This window comes from Citrobacter sp. C5_2, from assembly GCF_014596845.2.
Classification (GTDB): domain Bacteria; phylum Pseudomonadota; class Gammaproteobacteria; order Enterobacterales; family Enterobacteriaceae; genus Citrobacter; species Citrobacter werkmanii.
Map to the genome: position 1 here is coordinate 961,844 of NZ_CP115032.1, position 17,185 is coordinate 979,028.

General features: G+C 54.0%; 14 protein-coding genes. 13 read left to right on the forward strand and 1 reads right to left on the reverse strand.

From position 1 onward, the window contains the following. Positions 1-367: 367 nt before the first annotated feature. From pgaA to ICA20_RS04785, 6 genes are all read left to right on the forward strand, one after another. Complete coding sequence (gene pgaA / locus ICA20_RS04760; RefSeq protein WP_038633407.1) at positions 368-2,830, forward strand: poly-beta-1,6 N-acetyl-D-glucosamine export porin PgaA; 2,463 nt, start codon at positions 368-370, stop codon at positions 2,828-2,830. Positions 2,831-2,839: 9 nt separating this feature from the next. Continuing rightward, positions 2,840-4,861 carry a poly-beta-1,6-N-acetyl-D-glucosamine N-deacetylase PgaB gene (pgaB, locus tag ICA20_RS04765; protein ID WP_038633405.1) on the forward strand — a complete coding sequence of 674 codons (2,022 nt, stop codon included), beginning with the start codon at positions 2,840-2,842 and terminating at the stop codon, positions 4,859-4,861. Beyond that, positions 4,858-6,192, forward strand: coding sequence for a poly-beta-1,6-N-acetyl-D-glucosamine synthase (gene pgaC, locus ICA20_RS04770; RefSeq protein ID WP_038633402.1), 1,335 nt, complete (start codon positions 4,858-4,860; stop codon positions 6,190-6,192). Before pgaB ends, pgaC begins: the two co-directional genes overlap by 4 nt. Beyond that, positions 6,189-6,695: a poly-beta-1,6-N-acetyl-D-glucosamine biosynthesis protein PgaD gene (pgaD, locus tag ICA20_RS04775; RefSeq protein WP_034167704.1), complete on the forward strand. Its 507-nt coding sequence runs from the start codon at positions 6,189-6,191 to the stop codon at positions 6,693-6,695. Before pgaC ends, pgaD begins: the two co-directional genes overlap by 4 nt. Positions 6,696-6,775: 80 nt before the next feature. Beyond that, positions 6,776-7,006: a 4Fe-4S mono-cluster protein YjdI gene (yjdI, locus tag ICA20_RS04780; protein ID WP_038642853.1), complete on the forward strand. Its 231-nt coding sequence runs from the start codon at positions 6,776-6,778 to the stop codon at positions 7,004-7,006. An 11-nt stretch (positions 7,007-7,017) separates the two neighbouring features. Next, the gene (locus tag ICA20_RS04785; RefSeq protein ID WP_003033869.1) at positions 7,018-7,290 is read left to right on the forward strand and encodes a GNAT family N-acetyltransferase; all 273 of its coding nucleotides are present in this window, start codon (positions 7,018-7,020) and stop codon (positions 7,288-7,290) included. Positions 7,291-7,325: 35 nt separating this feature from the next. Here ICA20_RS04785 and ICA20_RS04790 read toward each other — a convergent pair whose 3' ends face one another. Continuing rightward, entirely contained in the window at positions 7,326-8,255 is a 930-nt protein-coding gene (locus tag ICA20_RS04790; RefSeq protein WP_038633395.1) for a LysR substrate-binding domain-containing protein, read from the reverse strand. Between the two features lie 391 nt (positions 8,256-8,646). On the opposite strand from ICA20_RS04790, the gene ICA20_RS04795 reads away from it, so the two are divergent. From ICA20_RS04795 to ICA20_RS04825, 7 genes are all read left to right on the forward strand, one after another. After that, positions 8,647-9,252: an ankyrin repeat domain-containing protein gene (locus tag ICA20_RS04795; RefSeq protein ID WP_038633392.1), complete on the forward strand. Its 606-nt coding sequence runs from the start codon at positions 8,647-8,649 to the stop codon at positions 9,250-9,252. Between the two features lie 126 nt (positions 9,253-9,378). Continuing rightward, on the forward strand, positions 9,379-10,167 hold the full coding sequence (locus ICA20_RS04800; RefSeq protein WP_038642851.1) for a DUF2877 domain-containing protein: 789 nt from the start codon (positions 9,379-9,381) through the stop codon (positions 10,165-10,167). After that, positions 10,145-11,692 carry an acyl-CoA synthetase FdrA gene (gene fdrA / locus ICA20_RS04805; protein ID WP_038633389.1) on the forward strand — a complete coding sequence of 516 codons (1,548 nt, stop codon included), beginning with the start codon at positions 10,145-10,147 and terminating at the stop codon, positions 11,690-11,692. Before ICA20_RS04800 ends, fdrA begins: the two co-directional genes overlap by 23 nt. After that, positions 11,692-13,107, forward strand: coding sequence for a DUF1116 domain-containing protein (locus ICA20_RS04810; protein WP_038633386.1), 1,416 nt, complete (start codon positions 11,692-11,694; stop codon positions 13,105-13,107). Before fdrA ends, ICA20_RS04810 begins: the two co-directional genes overlap by 1 nt. Before the next feature lie 120 nt (positions 13,108-13,227). Then, the gene (locus ICA20_RS04815; RefSeq protein WP_038633383.1) at positions 13,228-14,778 is read left to right on the forward strand and encodes a hypothetical protein; all 1,551 of its coding nucleotides are present in this window, start codon (positions 13,228-13,230) and stop codon (positions 14,776-14,778) included. A 26-nt stretch (positions 14,779-14,804) separates the two neighbouring features. Then, the gene (locus ICA20_RS04820) at positions 14,805-15,755 is read left to right on the forward strand and encodes a carbamate kinase family protein (protein ID WP_038633380.1); all 951 of its coding nucleotides are present in this window, start codon (positions 14,805-14,807) and stop codon (positions 15,753-15,755) included. 12 nt (positions 15,756-15,767) lie between these two features. Next, positions 15,768-17,150, forward strand: coding sequence for an amidohydrolase family protein (locus ICA20_RS04825; RefSeq protein WP_038633377.1), 1,383 nt, complete (start codon positions 15,768-15,770; stop codon positions 17,148-17,150). Positions 17,151-17,185: the final 35 nt, after the last annotated feature.

Consider the following 17,185-nt stretch of genomic DNA (forward strand, 5'->3'; position numbering starts at 1 on the left):
AGGGTAGTTATGTCATCCGGCAATAGTTAACATCGTCACATGACTTCTCCACGGGAAATTAATCTAAATCCAGAATTCAATCCCAAGAGTATTAGAATAACTTAGTCTAAAATCCTTTTTTTGCCTAAGCATTATCTTATTACATAGCCACGAACTACGCTGAGTGATAAAATTCTCGAGTTTATGCCTTCTTTCCAATGATTAGAGGACGAGGCACAGGTAGTCAATAAGACGAAAGAATTAATTGCTTCATACCCTATTACGAAATAAGCGGCAGTGCGTCTTACATGGTCGGCAACCGTCAGGGATTGACTGTAACTTATTGAAAACGCTTATTTTCACTATGATGTAAGATATAAGGGCAGATATGTTAAGTATGCGTCGACATGCCAACTTCATTAAACGTTTTAAGTCTGTAAGCTGTTTATTTACGGCAAGCATTCTTTTCCCGATGCCAATCTCTGCGGCGGTATCAGATTATGACGCTTTGGTTATTGAAGCGCGGGGAGGTAATAGCGCACCGCTATTACGTTTCCTTGAGGATCAGGGAAAGAAAAGCGCGCTAACGCCAAATCAGGTTGCCGACTGGCTGCAAGTTTCCAGTTGGGTCGATAACAACGATAAAACCACAATTGAAATCTGGCAGCAGTATCGTGGACAGATGAATGTACCTGCCCGGGGCAAAGTCGCCGCTGCACGAGCATATCGCAACCAGAAGAACTGGAATGATTCTTTAGCCATCTGGGAAAGCGTTTTACAGGAAGAGCCTGATAACGTAGATGTACGTACCGGCTGGATAATGACGTTGGCGGATGCTCGCTACAATCAGCAAGCCCTTACTGAAGCGAATAAATGGGCGCAGGCGCATCCCGGGGCTGATTCTGATGCGCTACTTGCCTATGTCTACCATTCGCAGGGAAAAAACTGGGATGCATTGTTAGTTGCCAGCCAGGCGGATGACGTCGATCCAGGCAACAAAAATGCAAAATCCACATTGCTGTCTGCGCTGTCAGCAAACCGCGTTTCCGGACCCGCCTTAAATATGGCAGAGGTGGTACCAACTGCCGATCCGGTGAAACGTCGCCTTGAGCTTGATGCGGCGGCTGAAATGGTACGTTCCTCTTATACCTCTGCGCGTAATGAAGAAGAGCGTTTTATCGTGGCTGATAAAGCGCTGGCCCGTTATGACCAGTTGCTGACTGCCTGGAAAGATGAGCCTTCTGCGCAGAAAGATGTCCGCCGGGCCAGAATTGACCGCATGGGCGCCTTGCTGGTCCGTAAACGCACTTCTGAAGTGATTAGTGAATACGAATCGCTGTCTGCGAGCGGCGAGGTGCCAAACTACGCAAAACGCTGGGTAGCATCGGCATGGTTAAGCGAACGGCAGCCGGAAAAAACCGAAGCGATGCTGATGAGCATCTACTATCCGAACGGACCGATTCCGGTTACGCCGCTCGGTCCTGAGGATCAACAGGATCTGTTCTACGCGCACATCGATAATGAAAACTTTGATGCAGCTAAAAAACAGGTCGATGCGTTAATTAAAGACAGCCCATATCTGCGACGCATCTATGGTTCGCCAACGCCGCAGCCAAACGATAACTGGCTGCTGGGACAGTCGCTGCTGACGCAATATCATATCGCTGCCAATGAACTGCCGGAGGCAGAAAAACTCGCAGAGCATCTGGCGCGAACAGGCTCGGGTAACCAAGGGCTGCGCATATCCTATGCTTCTGTTCTTGAAGCCCGTGGACTGCCGCATGCGGCGGAGAAAGAGCTTAAACTGGCGGAAGTGATTGAGCCCAGTAACCTGGAACTGGAGCGTCAGCAGGCCTATGTGGCGCTGGATCTCCAGGAGTGGAAGCAGGCCGATGAACTGACGGATGACGTTATTGCTCGCAGTCCGGATGATGAAGCGACGCTGCGCCTCGCACGCATGCGTGATGTGCATAAAATGTCGGAAGTACGTATTAGCGGCACGCAGGGGATCTCGTCCGATAGCCCGGTCAGCGGTAAGAATGATTTCAACATCAACACGGCCATTTACAGCCCGCCCATTAATGACAACTGGCGACTGTTTACCGGATTCAACTTCGCGACCGGCGAGTTTGAGGAAGGGAAAGGGATTAGCCGCGATCTGGCGGCTGGTGCGGAATGGACTTCCCGTGATTACTGGGCCGAAATGGAAGTGTCTGGCCGAAACTATGGCGATGGGCAGAAAATAGGCGGTCGTCTTTCCGCCTGGCATGATTTCAACGATAACTGGCGCGTGGGCGGTTCGGCCGAGCGTCTTTCGCGCAACACGCCACTGCGCGCGCTGCGTAGCGGCGTGTATGCCAACAGCGGCGATTTGTTTGTTCGCTGGTATCAAAACGAACGACGTGAATACCAATTGTCGTTTGCCGCATCACATTTCTCGGATGGTAACGATCGCATCGAATATGGGCTGAGCGGAAAAGAGCGCATGTGGACCACGCCGCGCTTTACGCTGGACTTTACTCCGGGTATCGGTGGGAGCACCAACACTAAAGAGAATGTGCCGTATTACAACCCTAAGAGTGATTTTTCCGTTGTGCCAGGCCTGAGCGCGGAACAGGTTCTTTACCGCCATTATGACACCGTGTGGACCCAGCAAGGCATAGCCGGAGTGGGTGGCTACTGGCAGCAAGGTGAAGACGTTGGCGCTATCGTTCAGGTGGGATATGGACAACGGCTCAAATGGAACAACGTCGTAGATGGCGGGGTGATGCTGGTTTGGGATAAACGCCCCTATGACGGTAAACGTGAGCGGAATATCTCCCTCGCTTTCGATTTAAATGTCAGGTTTTAAGGATTGTTCATGCTGAAAAGATGCCTGTGGCTTAGCGCATTAATCGCTGGCTGGTTGATGATTACCGCGTGCAGTAGCGCGCACAATACAACGCCTCGCTATGTTCCTCCCGCAGAGAGAACACCGTTGACGGCAGATCATCCATGGCCGAAAAACAGCTTCCTGGTGCTCGGCTATCATGATGTTGAGGATGGCGCCGCCGACCAGCGCTACCTCTCCGTGCGCACCAGCGCGTTGAGCGACCAAATGGCCTGGCTGCGTGATAATGGCTATAACCCGATTAGCGTGCAGCAAATTCTGGACGCTCATGACGGTAAAATTGTGTTGCCGGAAAAAGCGGTCTTACTCACCTTTGACGACGGATACAGCAGTTTTTATACCCGCGTCTGGCCGCTGCTGAAAGCCTACAACTGGCCTGCGCTCTGGGCTCCAGTGGGCAGTTGGGTTGATTCTCCAGCCAATAAAAAAGTCGATTTTGGCGGCTTAATGACGGCGCGAGATAAATTTGCCACCTGGAAGATGGTCGAGGAAATGGGCAAATCGCCGTTGGTGGAAGTGGGGGCGCACACCTGGAACTCGCATTTCGGCGCTGAGGCGAACCCGCAAGGAAGCAAAGAACCTGCGGTGGCGAATCGCCTTTTCGATAAGAAAACAGGGACTTACGAAACCGACGAACAGTACAATCGTCGCATTAATACTGATATCTCGCTGATCACCAATAAGATTAAATCGGTAACCGGGAAATCGCCGCGCGCGTGGGTGTGGCCTTATGGTGCGGCTAACGGCACCACCTTAAAGCTGGCCAAAGAACATGGCTATAAGATGGCCTTTACGCTCAATGAAGGGCTGGCGAACGCTGCGTTTCTTGATGATATCCCGCGCGTACTGATCTCTGATAACCCGTCTCTCAAGCGCTTTGCCAGTCAGGTTGCTCAGGTACGTGAACCACAAACGATGCGTGTGATGCACGTCGATCTGGATTACGTGTATGACAAAGATCCTGCCCAGCAGAAGCGAAACATCGACAAGCTGATCCAGCGTGTTTATGACATGCGCATTTCTCATGTCTTCCTGCAGGCGTACGCCGATCCTAAAGGCGACGGGAATATTCGCGAACTCTATTTCCCTAACCGCTGGCTGCCGATGCGTGCCGATCTCTTTAACTATATCTCCTGGCAGTTACAAACGCGGGCCGGGGTGACGGTATATGCCTGGATGCCGGTACTGGCTTTCGACCTCGATGCTTCCATTCCACGCGTGACGGCATGGGATCCGAAAACAGGACGCACTGCGATCAATCACGAGAACTATGTGCGTCTGTCTCCCTGGGACAGCGAAGCGCGTAAACGTATCACTGAAATCTATGAAGACCTGGCGAAGCATGCCAGCTTCAAAGGGATTTTGTTCCACGACGATGCTTTCCTGACGGACTTTGAAGATGCGTCACCGGAGGCGTTAGCCGCCTACCGCGCCGCAGGGCTTCCGGGAAGTATTGAGCAAATCCGTAGCAACCCTCAAACCTTCGAACGCTGGACGCGCCTGAAAAGTAAGATGCTGATCGACTTTACTAAGCAACTGACGCAATCGGTACGCAATATTCGCGGTCCGCAGGTGCAAACTGCCCGCAATATATACGCCATGCCGGTACTGGAGCCTGAAAGCGAAGCCTGGTTTGCGCAAAACCTGAATGATTTCCTCAATACCTATGACTGGACGGCACCCATGGCGATGCCATTCATGGAGCAGATCCCGGCTAAGTATGCCAATGCCTGGCTCGACAGATTAGTCAATGCCGTTGCACAAACGCCCGGCGCGCTGGACAAAACCGTGTTTGAACTGCAGGCACGAGACTGGCGTAAATCCGGGGACGAGGCAGAAATCAGTGGAAAACAAATAGCCGAATGGATGCGCCAACTGAAACTAAGTGGTGCAGGTAACTACGGCTATTATCCGGATGATTTCATCAGCGACAAACCTGAGATGTCAGAGATTCGCTCGACGTTCTCCTCATACTGGTACCCGCAAAAATGACCGATCGCATTATTGCTTTCCTGATACTTTGCCTGATGTTCAGCCTGCCGTTTGGCGTGGCTGTCATCTTTACAGGTGAAGTCATGTTGAACTTCGTCTTCTTCTGGCCTTTATTCATGTCTGCATTATGGATAAGCGGCGGGGTCTATTTCTGGTTTTATCGTGAGCGTCACTGGAAATGGGGAGACGATACACCGCCACCGACGCTGGAGGGAAATCCGCTGGTTTCCATTTTGATCCCCTGCTTTAACGAAGGGATCAACGCGCGGGAAACCATCGGCGCTGCGATGGCACAGCGCTACAAGAATATCGAAGTGATTGCCATTAACGACGGTTCAACGGACGATACGCACGATGTTCTGGAACAGTTGGCGATTGAGTACCCCAGCCTGCGCGTCATTCATCTGGCTGAAAACCAGGGCAAAGCGCTGGCGCTCAAAACGGGCGCGGCCGCTGCGCGCAGCGATTACCTGGTGTGTATTGATGGCGATGCGTTACTGGATCGCGATGCCGTGGCGTATCTGGTCGCTCCGCTGATCCAGTTCCCACGCGTTGGGGCGGTAACCGGCAACCCGCGTATTCGCACCCGTTCCACGCTAATCGGTCGTGTGCAGGTCGGTGAGTTCTCTTCCATTATCGGCTTAATTAAGCGTACTCAACGAGTCTATGGTCAGATCTTTAGCGTCTCTGGCGTAGTTGCGGCGTTTCGTCGTCGCGCGCTGGCCGAGGTGGGGTACTGGAGCCCGGACATGATCACCGAAGACATCGATATCAGTTGGAAACTGCAGTTGCGCCATTGGTCGATATTCTTTGAGCCGCGCGCGCTGTGCTGGATCCTGATGCCTGAAACGTTAAGAGGGCTGTGGAAGCAGCGCCTGCGCTGGGCGCAAGGCGGGGCGGAGGTGTTTATTGTTAACATGCGCCGTCTGTGGTCGTGGGAGTTCCGCCGCATGTGGCCGTTATTTTTCGAGTTCTGCTTTTCTACCACGTGGGCATTTGCCTATGCGCTCAGTATCGTGCTGTTCCTGCTGGGACTGATGATCCCGATGCCGGACTCGCTGTATGTTCAACATCTGTTCCCGCCAGCCTTTACCGGACTTATTCTCGGCGTGGTCTGCTTAATACAGTTTGCGATAAGCCTGATGATTGAACGACGCTATGAAAAAGGTATTGGCGCCTCATTGTTCTGGATAATCTGGTTCCCGGTGGTGTACTGGCTGTTGAGCCTGTTTACCACGTTGGTGTCATTCCCGAAAGTGATGCTCAAACGCAAACGCGGCAGGGCGCGCTGGGTGAGTCCTGACCGTGGAATAGGGAGGATCGAATCATGAGTCAGCCGCTGATCTTTACGGAGCGGCGTCTGCTGCCGCGCATCATTGACGTTCTGTTAACGATTTTTGCCTGGGTTGGATTTTTATACTTAATCTACAAAGGGCTGATTACGGCCCTGGCGCATTCACCGTATATGGGCGTGCGTCCCTTTTTCACCACGCTGGATACGGTCACGTTTTACATCCTTGTCGCGCTGGTCAACGGACTGGTGCTGATAGGCTGGGCGAAATACAACCAGTTTCGTTTTCGGGTGGAGCGTCGCAGTCGCAGACCAGGACTGGAAGACCATGAGCTGGCGGAAAGTTTACGTATTACCCGTGAACTGGTTACAGAGTTGAACAAAGCGAGGGTGCTGACGGTCCATCACCATGAGAATGGCGAAATCAGTCATATTGATGTGGACAAGCACATCGCCGATAACCGCCTGCCGCCGCCGACGCCTGCAATGCTGGAATATTTGCCGCCGGAGCGGGAGCCATTGTTACAGAAAAGGCCCGAGTGATATTTCTGCTACCCGCCACTTCCTTCAGCCTCGCATCGGTCTATGATTAGACTCAGACAATAAAAATGCGAGGTAATGTCGTGGAAAAGGAACTACTGGAGGCAGGTTACCGGGCCTATACCGGCGAGAAGATTGACGTCTACTTCAACACGGCGATATGTCAGCATTCAGGAAACTGCGTGCGGGGAAGCGCGAAGCTTTTCAATCTGAAACGCAAACCCTGGATAATCCCCGATGAAGTGGATGTCGCGACGGTTATTAAGGTCATCGATACCTGTCCAAGCGGTGCGCTGAAATATCGCCAGAAATAAATGAGGGAACCATGGAAATTCTTGCAGGCCACAACAAATTTTATGTCAACGATGCTGAAGGCAATCAGGTTGCCGAGATTGTCTTTGTGCCGACGGGCGAGCACCTGAGCATCATTGAACATACCGATGTTGACCCCAGTCTGAAAGGTCAGGGCGTCGGCAAACAGCTGGTGGCGAAGGTGGTGGAGAAAATGCGCGCTGAAAATCGCAAAGTGATTCCGCTGTGTCCGTTTGCCAAACATGAATTTGATAAAACCCGCGAGTACGACGATATTCGCGCCTGAAGTCTGATTTCCGCCGGATAGCCTTATCCGGCATATCACTCCCGATGCAACAAATCCTGATAAATGCCCGTCAGTACCCCTTGCGGGCCAAACTCTTTTTTAATCCACTGAGTGACTCGACCGGTTGCCGAATGCTGGGTTGCCAGCAGCATCCGTGAATCCTGACGCGGATTGTGGATCTGTCGCGTGACCAGCAGCGACTTTTCCATCGCTTCGCGCACCATATAATCCGGTAAAAAACCGATGCCTTCGCCCAGAATTTGGCATTGACATTTGGTATTAAAATCTGGAACCAGAATCGACTCCTGACCGTGTAACAGCCACCCGACCTTTTTGTTAATGGTGTGGGCGGTGTCTTCCACCATAATGTTCGGATACAAACGCAACTGGCTCTCAGAAATCGGTTCAGGCATAAAAGCCAACGGATGATCCGGGGCAATGGCAAACGACCAGCGAATAGCGCCGATCTCGGTATAATCAATCCCGCCGCCGTCCAGTAACGTATCGGGCGCGCCAATGGCGATATTGGCAAGATTGTTGATGATCGAATCCCAGACGCCGTTATAGACCTCGGTGGTGACGGTTATCTGGCAGGTAGGGAACTGTTTCTTGAGTACCTGCAGTAGCCGCGCCGTATGCTGTGGGGTGTACAACAACTGGTTAATACAGATGCGCACCCGGGCTTCAATGCCCTGAGCGATGGTATCAATGCTGCGCTTAATCGCGTGGAAGTCGTTGAGCAGGTCGGAGGCCTTGCGAAACAGATAGCGACCAGACTCGGTCAACTCAATGCTTCGGGTGCTACGCGTAAACAGCACTACGTCGAGCCCCATCTCCATGCGCTTAATGGTGTAGCTAATAGCCGATGTGGTTAAGCCCAGCTCCTCCGCAGCTTTGCTGAAGCTGCTGTAGCGGGCTGCCATAGTAAATGCCAGCAGATTTTCCTCGGTAAAAATGGAATTCATCTTTTCTCCCCTCAGGCTACCAACACGCCCCGCCGCATAATGATTGTTGAATGTATTTGTAATCCTTATACAGAGCAATCAGTTTTGAACAGAATTTAACACTAGTTTTACATTTGATTTGAAGGCAATCACACTTCTGCATATTAATTGCAGGCCGCTATCCGCGCAGCATACCGCTTGTTTTACCCGACTATTCATGAGTGGCAAAAAACGGCCCAGCCATAAGGGAAAGATTGCACTACAGCACGCTTTGCTCTCATCGTTAAATTTTATTCAATAATTGACGCGCTTACGATGAATGAAATTTAAGCGGATGTTATTCTCTACACTCTGTTGCTATTCTCAGCTTATCGGATATTTAGAAAGTCTAAAAAACTGCAGGAGAGCAATTATGTCAGAGAAAGAACTCATTACTGAATTTCTGCTGGCGGCAGAACAAGGTAATGCCGATGGATTAAAATCCTGTCTGGCAAAAAATGTGGATATTAATGCCACGAATCGCCAGGGACGTACCGCCATTATTATTGCCAGCCTGAATAAGCATTATGACTGTGTTTCTTTATTGATTGCCGCCGGTGCCGATATTAATAAACAGGACCAAACCTGTTTTAATCCTTTCCTGATTAGCTGCCTGACTAACGATTTAACGCTGCTGCGTACCGTATTACCTGCTAACCCCGACCTTAACTGCCTGAGTCGTTTTGGCGGCGTAGGCATTACGCCAGCCAGTGAAAAAGGTCATGTGGAGATCGTGCGCGAGCTGCTGCTGCGTACCGATATCAATGTCAACCATACCAACTTCGTGGGCTGGACGCCGCTTCTGGAAGCCATTGTGCTTAATGATGGCGGCGCGAAGCAGCAGGAGATCGTCAAGCTGCTACTTGACCATGGCGCAAACCCACATATGACGGATAAATACGGTAAAACCCCGCTGGAACTGGCGCGGGAGAAAGGTTATCACGAAATTGCCGAGCTGCTGATTGCCGCCGGAGCCTGACAGAGGAGCGCCGCTATCGCTACGCCATCACGGCGATGCGTACAGGCGCTAACCGCAGATAGCGCGTTTCTCGCTTTCCGGGGGACGGGGCAAGTTGAACAGGTTTTTTCCCGCGCGGTGAACCTGTTGATACCTGACCAGCAGCGACTGTTGACGTTGCTGAGTGAAGGTTGTGATAACGCGCCTAATAGCTGTCGGCTGGCGCTGACGCATTGCGCGAACCTGTTTCTCCCCGGTGAGCAGGTCAGATTTACCGAGTCGGGGATAGCCGTTGGCAAAGATAAATGGATAGAGACCTCTGGTTGCCTGCCGTGGCGCATACCACAGTGGACGGCAGATACAGTCACCCTCGCCGCAGTCCGCTGGCAGCGCTGGGAAGAGGTAATCCGCCAACAGTTAAGCAGCGACGACACATTATTTTTGTATCAGAGGGACAACCCGTTTTATCAGGAAATCACCCGTCAATTACTCAACCGCCGACAAACACTAATAGCGGCGCTATATACGGGAGTCAATATTTCAACAGCGGCCAGCCATTTAATTGGTCTGGGAATTGGCCTGACGCCATCATCCGATGATTATTTAGTGGGCTTAAGTGCCATTTTATTAATCCCAGGACATCCGCTGGAGAAATATCGTGGAGATTTTTTAGCAGCATTACAATGCGCCGGAAATAATACGACGCTACTTAGCAAAATAACGCTCGAAGAAGCTTTGCATCAACGTTATCGGGAAAGCGTCGTGCGGCTGCTGCAGCATATTATTACTGAGCAACAACCCGTTTCTACGCAATATATTACTGACATTAAAAATATCGGCTCAAGTTCTGGCTGCGACATGCTGTATGGCATGGCGGACGCCTGCGCCCTGAGCCACAGGTCCGGAGGGAATTATGTCGATCAGGATAGTTGTTAAAAAGAACACGTATTTTGATTCCGTTTCACTGATGTCTATCTCCACACGCGCCAATAAGCTCGATGGCGTTGAGCAGGCATTCGTGGCGATGGCTACGGAAATGAACAAGGGCGTGCTGAAGAATCTCGGCCTGCTGACGCCTGAACTGGAAGAGGCGAAAAGTGGCGACCTGATGATTGTCATTAAAGGCGCCAGCGAGGCGGCGAACGACCAGACATTGGTCGCAATTGAAGATCTGTTTACGCATAAAGAGCAGGGCGGCCAGCATGAAGCGCGCTATGCCACGCTCGCCAGCGTGAAAAAGCATGTTCCTGACAGCAATCTGGCGGTGATCTCGGTCAACGGTTTGTTTGCGGCGCGTGAAGCGCGTCAGGCGCTGCAAAATAACCTCAATGTGATGCTGTTTTCTGACAACGTTTCTCTTGAGGATGAACTGGCGCTAAAACAGCTGGCGCACGAAAAGGGGCTGTTGATGATGGGGCCAGACTGCGGAACCGCCATTATTAACGGCGCGGCGCTGTGCTTTGGCAACGCGGTACGTCGCGGCAACATTGGGATTGTGGGCGCATCCGGCACCGGCAGCCAGGAACTGAGCGTGCGCATTCATGAATTTGGCGGCGGGATTTCCCAACTGATTGGCACCGGTGGTCGCGATCTGAGTGAGAAGATTGGCGGCCTGATGATGCTTGATGCGATTGGCATGCTGGAAGCCGATCCGCAAACCGAAATCATTGCGCTTATCTCTAAACCTCCTGCCCCAGCGGTGGCGCGCAAGGTGCTGGAGCGTGCGCGCGCCTGCCAAAAGCCAGTCGTGGTGTGCTTCCTCGGACGCGAAGCCGCGCCTGCGGATGAAAAAGGTCTGCAGTTTGCACGCGGTACCAAAGAAGCGGCGCTGAAAGCGGTGCTGCTGACCGGCGTGAAAAAAGAGAGCCTGGACCTGCATCCGCTCAACTGGCCGCTGATTGAAGAGGTCCGCGCCCGCCTGACCCCGCAGCAAAAGTACATCCGTGGCTTATTCTGCGGCGGCACGTTGTGTGATGAGGCGATGTTTGCCGCCATGGAAAAACACGCGCAGGTTTACAGCAACATTCACCCCGATCCGGCGTTCCGCCTGAAAGATCTCAACCGCAGCGTGGCGCATACCTTCCTCGATTTCGGTGATGACGATTTTACCAACGGTAAACCACACCCGATGATCGATCCCACCAACCGTATCAGTCGTCTGCTGCAGGAGGCGCGCGATCCTGAAGTGGGCGTGATCGTGATGGATTTCGTGCTTGGATTTGGATCGCATGAAGATCCGGTCGGGGTGATGCTGGACGCGATCGTTGAAGCCAAAGCGATCGCCGCCGCAGAGGGTCGTCCTCTGGAAATCCTCGGCTATGTACTGGGAACCGATCTCGATACGCCGTCGCTGGAAAAACAGTGCCAGATGCTGACCGATGCCGGGGTTATCTGGGCGAGCAGTAGTACCAACACCGGATTGCTGGCGCGTGAATTTATCTGTAAAGGGGAGGAAGCCTGATGAGCCAGACACTGTTTAACCAGCCGCTGAACGTGATTAACGTCGGCATCGCGATGTTCAGCGATGACCTGAAAAAGCAGAACGTACCGGTAACCCAGCTTGACTGGACGCCGCCGGGCCAGGGCAACATGCAGGTGGTCGCGGCGCTGGACGACATTGCTGATTCGCCGCTGGCGGACAAAATCGCGGCCGCTAACCAGCAGGCGCTGGAGCGCATCATCCAGTCACATCCGGTGCTGATTGGTTATGACCAGGCCATCAACGTGGTGCCGGGCATGACCCGCAACACCATTTTGCACGCCGGCCCGCCGATCCGCTGGGAAAAAATGTGCGGCGCGATGAAGGGCGCGGTAACCGGGGCGCTGGTGTTTGAAGGGCTGGCGAAAGATCTGGATGAAGCCGCCGAACTGGCCGCCTCGGGGGAGATCATCTTCTCTCCGTGCCACGAGCATGACTGTGTTGGCTCGATGGCGGGTGTGACGTCGGCGTCGATGTTTATGCACATCGTGGAGAACAAAACCTACGGCAACCGCGCATATACCAATATGAGCGAGCAGATGGCGAAGATCCTGCGCATGGGGGCGAACGATCAGAGCGTTATCGATCGCCTGAACTGGATGCGCGATGTGATGGGACCGATGCTGCGTGATGCCATGAAACTGGCGGGTGAAATCGATCTGCGTCTGATGCTGGCGCAGGCGTTGCACATGGGCGATGAATGCCATAACCGTAACAACGCCGGGACGGCGCTACTGATTCAGGCGCTAACGCCGTGGATCATTCAGACCGGTTATCCGGTTGAGCAGCAGCGCGAGGTATTCGAGTTCGTCCTCAGCAGTGATTACTTCTCCGGGCCGACCTGGATGGCGATGTGTAAAGCCGCGATGGACGCCGCACACGGCATTGAATACAGCACCGTGGTCACGACGATGGCGCGTAACGGCGTCGAGTTCGGTCTGCGCGTCAGCGGGTTGCCGGGGCAATGGTTTACCGGTCCGGCGCAGCAGGTGATTGGCCCAATGTTCGCGGGCTATAAGCCGGAAGATTCCGGGCGCGATATTGGCGATAGCGCGATTACCGAAACCTATGGCATTGGCGGTTTTGCCATGGCGACGGCGCCTGCCATTGTGGCGCTGGTCGGCGGTACGGTCGAGGAGGCGGTCGATTTCTCTCGCCAGATGCGCGAAATCACCCTCGGTGAAAACCCCAACGTTACCATTCCGCTGCTCGGTTTTATGGGCGTACCGACTGCTATCGACATTACGCGCGTGGGCAGCACCGGCATTTTGCCAGTGATCAATACCGCCATTGCGCACAAAGATGCGGGGATCGGCATGATCGGCGCCGGAATCGTTCACCCGCCGTTCGCCTGTTTTGAAAAGGCGATCCTCAACTGGCGTGACCGCTACTGCTAATAACAACAACCGGGGCTAACGGCGTTAGCCCCACAGTAGCAAAGCGCAAAACGTTGCTTACCTGCAGGGCTGGGCGATCTCCGCGATCGCAAACGATGCTTAACCTGTTAAGGATATTCCATGAACAGCATAAAACTAGAATGGAAACGTGGTGACTGGGCGGCTTACTTTGGGCTGATGACCAACAACCTGACGAACCTGCTGACAATGATGGGGCTGCTCATTTTTGTCGTCGGGATCCCAACCGAAATAGTCTATGGCCGCATTGCGCCTGCCTTTGGCCTGGCGGTGCTGGTGGCCAGCGTCTGCTACGCCTGGTTTGGCCTGCAAATGGCAAAACATACCGGACGTAATGACGTAACGGCGCTGCCGTCCGGGCCGAGCGCACCGTCGATCTTTACCGTGACCTTCCTGGTGCTGATGCCGGTTTATCAGCAAACCAAAGATGCCAACTTCGCCATCCAGATTGCGCTGGTATGGTGCTTTGTGGAAGCGTTAATCCTGGTGGGCGGCTCCTTCCTGGGCGAGACCATCCGCAAGATGATCCCACGAACGGTACTGCTCTCTTGTTTATCCGGCCTGGGCCTGCTGCTGTTGGCGATGAACCCAATGCTGCAGGCATTTGAAGCGCCAACCGTTTCTTTCATCGTCCTGCTGCTGATCTTTATTAACTGGTTCGGTAAGAAGCCGATTTTTGCCCGTATTCCTACCGGTTTGCTGCTGCTGATTGCCGGGACGGCCCTGGCGTGGATCTCGGGTTTGCAAAGCCCGGAAGCGATTAAAGCGTCGATGTCTTCTTTTGGCTTTAACCCGCCGGAAATTCATGTCGACAGCTTCCTGCAAGGGTTGCCGCACGCGCTGCCGTATCTGGCGTCTGCGGTGCCTCTGGGTCTGGCGAACTACATTTTTGACCTCGAAAACATAGAAAGCGCGCACGCCGCAGGCGATGAGTACAACACCCGTAAGGTCATGATGGCGAACGGTTTTGCCTCCATGCTCGGTTGCATGCTGGGCAACCCGTTCCCGGTGACCGTGTATGTCGGCCATGCAGGCTGGAAGGCGATGGGCGCCAGCATTGGTTACACCCTCGCTTCAGGCATCACCATGTTCCTGGTACCGCTGTTTGGTCTGGGCGCGTTTATGCTCGCCATTATTCCGATGACCGCGATAGTGCCGATTTTGGTGTTTATCGGCGTGGTGACCGCCAACCAGGTGGTGCGAGAAACGCCCAAAGTCGAGGTTCCCGTTATCTTCATCTGTCTGTTCCCGTGGATCGCTAACTGGGCGCTAACCATCGTTAATAGCGTGATGGGCGCGGCCGGTACGTCAGCCGGTAAGCTCGGTAGCGACCTGCTGCACAGCAAAGGCGTTTATTACGACGGGCTGGTGCATCTGGGAAGCGGCGCGCCGCTGGCCAGCATGCTGTGGGGCTGTGTCGCCATCTTCGCCATTATGAATAAGCCGCTGCGTGGGGCGATTGCCGCCGCCTTTGGCGCACTGCTGTCGCTGTTTGGCGTGATCCACTCCCCGGCGGTCGGCTTTGCAGAGGGCAGCTCAATGATGTTTGTGCTGGCCTACCTGATGATGAGCGGCATGTTTGTCCTCAAGCACGTGCTCGACAGCCGTGAAGCGGTGACTGCGCCTGAGCAGCAACCGACAAAATCCACCTGAATCGCCTGCAAGCGGAAGATGACACTATGAAAGAACTTGTGGTCGTTGCCATTGGCGGCAACAGCATTATCAAAGATAACGCCAGCCAGTCGATTGCGCACCAGGCTGAAGCGGTGAAAGCGGTGGCGGATACGGTGCTGGAGATGCTGGCATCGGACTACAACATTGTGCTGACGCACGGTAACGGACCGCAGGTGGGGCTGGATCTGCGACGGGCGGAAATCGCGCATGAGCGTGAAGGTTTGCCGTTGACCCCGTTGGCAAACTGTGTCGCCGATACCCAGGGCGGCATCGGTTATCTGATCCAACAAGCGCTGAACAATCGTCTGGCGCGGCGCGGCGAGCAGAAAGCGGTCACCGTGGTGACCCAGGTGGAGGTCGATAAAAACGATCCGGGCTTCGCGAATCCAACCAAACCTATCGGTGCGTTCTTTAGCGCAGCCCAGCGCGATGAACTACTGCGGGTCAATCCCGGCTGGCGCTTTGTGGAGGATTCCGGGCGCGGCTACCGTCGGGTGGTCGCTTCGCCAGAGCCGAAGCGCATCGTCGAAGCGGAGGCGATTAAGGCGCTAACCCGGCAAGGCTTTGTGGTGATTGGCGCGGGCGGCGGTGGGATCCCGGTGGTGCGTGGTGAGCAAGGTGATTACCAGAGCGTGGACGCGGTGATTGACAAAGATCTCTCCACGGCGCTGCTGGCCCAGGAGATTCACGCCGACATTCTGGTGATCACCACCGGTGTTGAGAAAGTGTGTATTCACTTTGGCAAACCTGAGCAGCAGGCGCTGGATACGGTGGATGTCGCCACGATGACCCGCTACATGCAGGAAGGACATTTCCCGCCGGGCAGCATGCTACCCAAAATCGTTGCCAGTCTGACATTCCTGGCACGCGGCGGTAAGCGGGTAATCATCACCACGCCGGAATGTCTGCCCGCCGCACTCCGCGGCGAAACGGGTACCCACATTGTCCATTCCTGAGAGGAGATGCGAATGAAAGAAAGTAACAGCCGCCGCGAATTTTTAAGCCAGAGCGGAAAAATGGTGACCGCTGCCGCGCTGTTTGGCGCGGTGGCCCCGGTTGCGTATGCTGCTAATCCTGTCGGGAACACCTGCGGGTCGAAGAGCACAATGACGATTAACGATAAACACTATTACCTGGATAACGTCCTGCTGGAAGCCGGGTTCGAGTACGAAAATTCGGTGGCAGTCCATACCCGTACCGCGCTGCAAACCATCGAAATCCAGGACGGGAAAATCGTTGCGTTGCGCGAGAATAAGCAGCATCCGGATGCGACGCTACCGCACTACGATGCGGGCGGCAAGCTGATGCTGCCCGCTATGCGCGATATGCACATCCACCTGGATAAAACCTTTTATGGCGGTCCGTGGCGTTCACTGAACCGTCCGGCTGGCACCACTATTCAGGATATGATCCGCCTGGAGCAAAAGCTGCTGCCTGAACTCCAGCCTTACACCCAGGAGCGCGCGGAAAAGCTTATCGATTTGCTGCAATCCAAAGGTACCTCGATTGCTCGCAGCCATTGCAACATCGAACCGGTTTCCGGGCTGAAAAACCTGGAAAACTTGCAGGCGGTGTTGGCGCGTCGTCAGCCGGGTTTTGCCTGTGAAATCGTGGCATTTCCGCAGCATGGCCTGCTGTTATCAAAATCTGAACCGCTGATGCGTGAAGCGATGCAAGCGGGGGCGCATTACGTTGGTGGTCTGGACCCAACCAGCGTGGACGGGGCGATGGAAAAATCCCTCGACACTATGTTCCAGATTGCGCTGGATTACGATAAAGGCGTGGATATTCATCTGCACGAAACCAGCCCGGCGGGCGTGGCGGCGGTGAATTACATGGTGGAAACGGTAGAGAAAACGGCGCAGTTGAAGGGCAAACTGACCATCAGCCACGCTTTCGCGCTGGCAACGCTGAACGAACAGCAGGTTGACGCGCTGGCGACTCGTATGGCGGCTCAGCAGATTACCATTGCCTCAACGGTGCCGATTGGCACGCTGCATATGCCGCTCAAACAACTGCGTGACAAAGGCGTGGAGGTGATTACCGGGACCGACAGCGTGATTGACCACTGGTCGCCGTACGGGCTGGGAGACATGCTGGAGAAGGCGAATCTGTACGCGCAGCTCTATATTCGCCCCAACGAGCTTAACCTGTCGCGCGCGCTGTTTCTTGCCACCGGCGATGTGCTGCCGCTAAACGATAAAGGCGAACGCGTGTGGCCGAAAGCGCAGGATGAAGCCAGTTTTGTGCTGGTGGATGCTTCCTGTTCGGCAGAAGCGGTTGCCCGCATCTCCCCCCGCACCGCGACCTTCCATAAAGGACAACTGGTGTGGGGGAATGTCGCAAGCTAGTCTGGATTTACGCGCAGCGGCAACTGCTGCTGCGC